The sequence below is a fragment of the Thermomonas sp. genome (genome assembly GCF_025993755.1).
Classification (GTDB): Bacteria; Pseudomonadota; Gammaproteobacteria; order Xanthomonadales; family Xanthomonadaceae; genus Thermomonas.
Genome location: NZ_JAMQHN010000139.1, coordinates 1 through 4,643 on the forward strand (window position 1 = coordinate 1; position 4,643 = coordinate 4,643).

The following is a 4,643-nucleotide window of genomic DNA, read 5'->3' on the forward strand; positions in this document are numbered from 1 at the left end:
GCAACCGAGGTGCGGGGTGCGCTGGTCCTCGCGGCCATTGGCTCGAAAAGACCTGTATCGGGCAATCGAAGCCGAGCAACACTACATCGTAGCGTTCGGGGGTACCCATCTTCGTGATCATACTGTGCTGGCAGCGGCAGCGAGCGGCCGTTGGCGTCAAGCACGTCGAGCACCATCATCAATCCGCCTCCGCCTTGCTGTTCTTGGTTGTTGTTGGTCGTGTGATGCGGGATATGGCAGTGCACCAGCCAGCGACCTGGCTTGCGCGCGGTCCAGATGACGTCGTACCGCTGGCCGGGGCCGACATTCACGGTGTCGGCCTGGAACTGGGCATCCGGCGGCAGATCCACCCCATCGCGGGCGACCACGGTGAACGGGCCACCATGAATATGCATCGGGTGCACGAAATTGGTGTTGCTACCGACGAAACGTATCTTGATCGTTTCGCCGAGGCGCATCTTTACCGTGTCGGTGGACGGATAAGCCTTGCCGTTGATCGTGAAATAGTTGGGCAGACCACCTTCCATGTTCATTGCCGGATAAGTGATGCCGTCACGCACGAGCCATTCCTGCAGCAAGAGGGTGTACTCGTGATCGGCTTTCACTTCTTTCGCTGGATCAGCCGCAGCCGTTGCCTCTTCGGATGGCAGATTCAATGCGGCGAGACGCTTGAGGTTGTCCGGGTTATGGGTGGGGTGCACGATCAGTGCACCATATAGGCCGAGGCTCTGCTGGCGATCCGGGTGATCGTGCGAGTGATAAAAGTAGGTGCCCACCTGCGCGACCACATAGTCGTACGTGAAGGTGGCGCCGGGCGCGATCGGCTTCTGCGTGACCACGGCCGGACCGTCCATCGTGTTGGGCACAATCAGTCCATGCCAATGCAGCGTGGTCGATTCGGGCAAGTGGTTGGTGACTACGAAACGAACGTGATCGCCTTGTTCAAGTTCGATGCGCGGACCGGGCACCTGGCGATTGACCGCGTAGGCGTTTACCGGTCGATCGGCGAGGATGCTCCACTGGATCACTTCGAGATCGAGGTGAAACACCTTTACCCCGTCAACGATCCGTGGTTGCAGCGGGCGATCGCCCTGCGCATCCACTGCGGCGGTGTACACGCTATCGCGCGGGTCGATGGCTGCCATGTCGCGCATGGTCGCGGCCGGCGTCTCCTGCGTGGTGATCATGCCCGGCGGCATGATCAGCTTGCCGACTTCGTGAGCGGAAAGCCGCATGTTGAAGAAGGCTGAGGGTAACGTCGTGCCCGCGATCAGCATCAGCCCGGTGAAGGCAGCGACCGCCACCAGCTGTGCGCGTGTCGGCTTCTTATCTCCGCCGTGCATGCTGTGGTCCGAAGGAGCCCCGCGCTTGTCGTCATCCTTTCCCGTGGTCGCTGACATCATCCTGTGGCCGGCGTCCATCGAGGCCATCGCCCCATGATCGTGTGACGCGCCTTGCGACATCTGAGATGGCTCATCGTGTCGTGCACTGGCAGGAGGGCGTACCGTCATCAGCCCATGCTTCATGCCGCGCGCCACCAGCCACACGTTGACCGGATAGCACAACCCGTAACCGGCCGTGACGCCGAGCGACATCACGAACCAGAACAGCGGTTCGCCCGGCCACATCGCCCGCATATCGCGTCCCATCATGAGAACCACCATGACCGGTGCCATACCGGCCATCATCGCGTTCATCGAAATGAACTCAGGCATGAAGGACTTTCGCACGTTCTCCACGTACGAACCGCCCATCATCTTTCGCATGAACAGCGACTGGAAAATCAGCAAGCCGAACAGGAAGCCGGCCGCGTATTCGATAATGAGATCGACCCACATCGGCAAGCCGATCAGCGACACCACAACGGCCGCCAAGATGATGCCGGTGGCGTCGCCGGCGACACAGTGCACGGCCGAGCCCACACCCTGCTTCCACAGTGGCCGCACGAACGCTTCGTGCGTGCCCGGCGTCGGCTCCTTGTCCGCCATCACGTAGAGCAGCAAGCCGATCGGCCCCATGTACAGCGTCACCAACACGAAGCCCCACTTCATCACGGTGGGTTCGGGATTACCGCGGAACTGATCCCATGCGACGTATGCAGCGGAAAGCACCGCGATTGCGAGCCACGCATAGACGAAAACATCAATCGGTTGGATCAGCATGTCGGCATCCTAGATTCTGCGCGCCGGCAGCACCCGTTCCCATCGGGGCTAGCACCGCGATACATCAAGGTCGACCAACCTTGCCGGAGCGCGAGAATGCGCGGGAAAGCCATTGCTTCATGATCATTCTCCCGACACCGGTGTGGATTGCCACTGGATCGAAACGATCTTCCAGTTCTTGCCGTCCTTCTGGAGGCTGAGCACTTCGCGGCTGCGCAACGTGGTCGGCTTGCCCTTGAGCGTGGTCTGGATGTCACTCTCGCTGCCGACCATCGCGGTACCGCCCATGGGCATGGAACCGAGCGAGACAGGCGTGATTTTCGCGTTCTTCAGGAATGCGATGTCCTCGCCGAGGTGGCCATTGGCGTAGTCGTCACGCGTCTGGGTACGGCCGCCCTCACTGATGGTGGCGTTGGCTGCTAGCAGCGCAAGTACGCCTGCGCGGTCGCCGTGCTGCAGGGCTTCGTGGAACGCCTTGGCCACGGCCTCTGCCTCCGGCACCGCCTTCGGTTTCATACCGTCCAGCGACAGCGGGGCTTCGGCTGCGGGCGCAGCGGCTGCCGTGTGACCGTGCCCGTCCTCTGCTGCCGCTTTATCGTTGTGATCAGCGTCGCCGGACATGTCCATCCCCTGCATGTCTGGTGCTGCGGCATGAGCGCCCTCGTCGGCGTGGCCGCCATGACTGTGGGCATGATCGCCCTCGTCGTCCATATCCATGTCTTCATCCGGCGGCGCCTTGGCCACGATGGCTTTGTATTCGGCCGGCGTCATGCCGGGCAGCTTCTCCAGAAAGGCCACCATGCTCCAGATGGTCGGGTCGTCGTGGCCGGCCTTGCCCCACGCCGGCATCGCGCTCATCTTGATGCCGTGCTTGATCACCCAGAAGGCGTCCTTCGGATCGACGTGCACCTTGGAGAGGTTGGGAGGCTGCGGGTACATGCCCACCCGCAGCTCGGAGTCGTTCACACCGGGCGAAAGATGGCAGCCCGTGCACATCGCCGCGTACTGGCCGGCGCCCTTCAGGATCAGTTGCGGGTCTTCGAGGTTGGGTACGCTCAGATCGTTCGAGCGCAGGTGGATCGAGCGGTTCCGCAGGGTTTGCAGCACGGCGAACACCGGCCTGGTGTGATGGTCGTCCGCGCCGATGTTATAGAGGCCGGAATAGACGAAGGCGCCGGCACCGACGGCCAGGACCCCCAGGGTGACGGCGACGGTGATGAGGTATGCGCTGTGCTTTTTCATAGGTCAATCCCTCAGAACCAGAAGCGGACGCCGGCCACGATCTGCCGGTCGAGTACGGGTTCGTGATCCTGCCGAGCGTAGTCGGCCGTGGTGCCGACACGGCGGACCCAGCTCACGCCGATGTACGGAGCAAACTGGCGGTGGATCTCGTAGCGCAGGCGCAGGCCGAACTGCACATCGGACACGCCACTGCCGATGCGTCGTAGCGGGTCGTCCTTGCCGTACAGGTTGATCTCGGCTTCCGGCTGCAGGATCAGCCGCTGGGTGAACAGCAGTTCGTATTCGGCACGCAGGCGCGCGGCGGTGCGACCGCCGGCGCCCACGTAAGCGGTGGCCTCCAGCTCGAACCAGTACGGCGCCAACCCCTGCACACCGAACGCGGCCCATGTCCGCTTCGGACCCTCGCCGAAATCCTGGCGCGCGCCGAGCTGGGTGCCCCAATAGGTGGCAATGCTGTGATTCCAGAAGGCTTCCAGCGCACCATCGTCCAGCCTTCCGCGGCTGCGTTCGCCTTCCGTACGAATCCACAGCTTGTTCGTGTCGTTGCCGTACCAGCCTTCGGCTTCCCAGGCTTGACCATTCGCGTCGCGGCCGTGGAAAGCCTCCAACTGGTCGATCAGCAACATGCCCAGCGGCGTGTTGTCGGCCATGTCCATGCCCTGCATGGAGCCGTAGCCCACACCGTCGGAATAGTCGGGACTACGCGCATCAGGGGGCGGGCTGCCACCTTGCATGGGGCCCATCGTCATTCCCGACATCGCGCCCATGCCGGCCATGCCGCTCTGGTCCTTCTGCGACATCGCACCATGATCCATGCCGGCCATGCCAGCGTGATCCATTCCTTTCATCGCCTCCGGACTCATGCCGGTCATCGACCCGTGATCCATCCCCGACATGTCGCCGGTAGTTGTCGTCGATGCAGCCGGGTTGGCGGGTTTCTGCATGCCCTGCATGCTGTCGTGATCCATGCCGGGCATGGCGCTGTGGTCCATACCATCCGCGCCGTTCATGGGGCTGGGAGCGGAGGTCGCCGGAGCGGGAACTGGTTTCTTCTTAGCCTTCTTGACGGGCGTTTTCGTCGCCGGTTTTGCCGTGCTGCTCGGGGCTGCGGGCGTCGTCATGCCGGACATGCTGCCGTGTTACAATCCCGGCAAGGAACAAAAATACGTGGACGAGGTACCGCACGCAGGCGGTGCGCTCAGCGCCAAGACCCCCCAAAGAAAAGCCCACCACACCGCC

General features: G+C 62.7%; 4 protein-coding genes. 1 reads left to right on the forward strand and 3 read right to left on the reverse strand.

Going from position 1 to position 4,643, the window contains the following annotated elements:
• From Q0X16_RS10150 to Q0X16_RS10160, 3 genes are all read right to left on the reverse strand, one after another.
• Window positions 1–2,162 (reverse strand): DUF4396 domain-containing protein (locus Q0X16_RS10150; RefSeq protein WP_297833758.1); only part of this gene is annotated, 2,162 nt, incomplete at its 3' end.
• 123 nt (window positions 2,163–2,285) lie between these two features.
• On the reverse strand, window positions 2,286–3,404 hold the full coding sequence (locus tag Q0X16_RS10155; RefSeq protein WP_297833760.1) for a c-type cytochrome: 1,119 nt from the start codon (window positions 3,402–3,404) through the stop codon (window positions 2,286–2,288).
• An 11-nt stretch (window positions 3,405–3,415) separates the two neighbouring features.
• Window positions 3,416–4,396, reverse strand: coding sequence for a copper resistance protein B (locus Q0X16_RS10160; protein WP_297833763.1), 981 nt, complete (start codon window positions 4,394–4,396; stop codon window positions 3,416–3,418).
• On the opposite strand from Q0X16_RS10160, the gene Q0X16_RS10165 reads away from it, so the two are divergent.
• Window positions 4,380–4,643: hypothetical protein (locus Q0X16_RS10165; RefSeq protein WP_297833766.1), on the forward strand; the 264-nt coding region annotated here is incomplete at its 3' end. The genes Q0X16_RS10160 and Q0X16_RS10165 overlap by 17 nt on opposite strands.

What these genes read in the sequence shown, in the direction of transcription:
- Q0X16_RS10155 (WP_297833760.1), bottom strand. Translation starts at nt 3,404, where the DNA reads ATGAAAAAGCACAGCGCATACCTCATCACCGTCGCCGTCACCCTGGGG.
- Q0X16_RS10160 (WP_297833763.1), bottom strand. Translation starts at nt 4,396, where the DNA reads ATGGACCACAGCGCCATGCCCGGCATGGATCACGACAGCATGCAGGGC.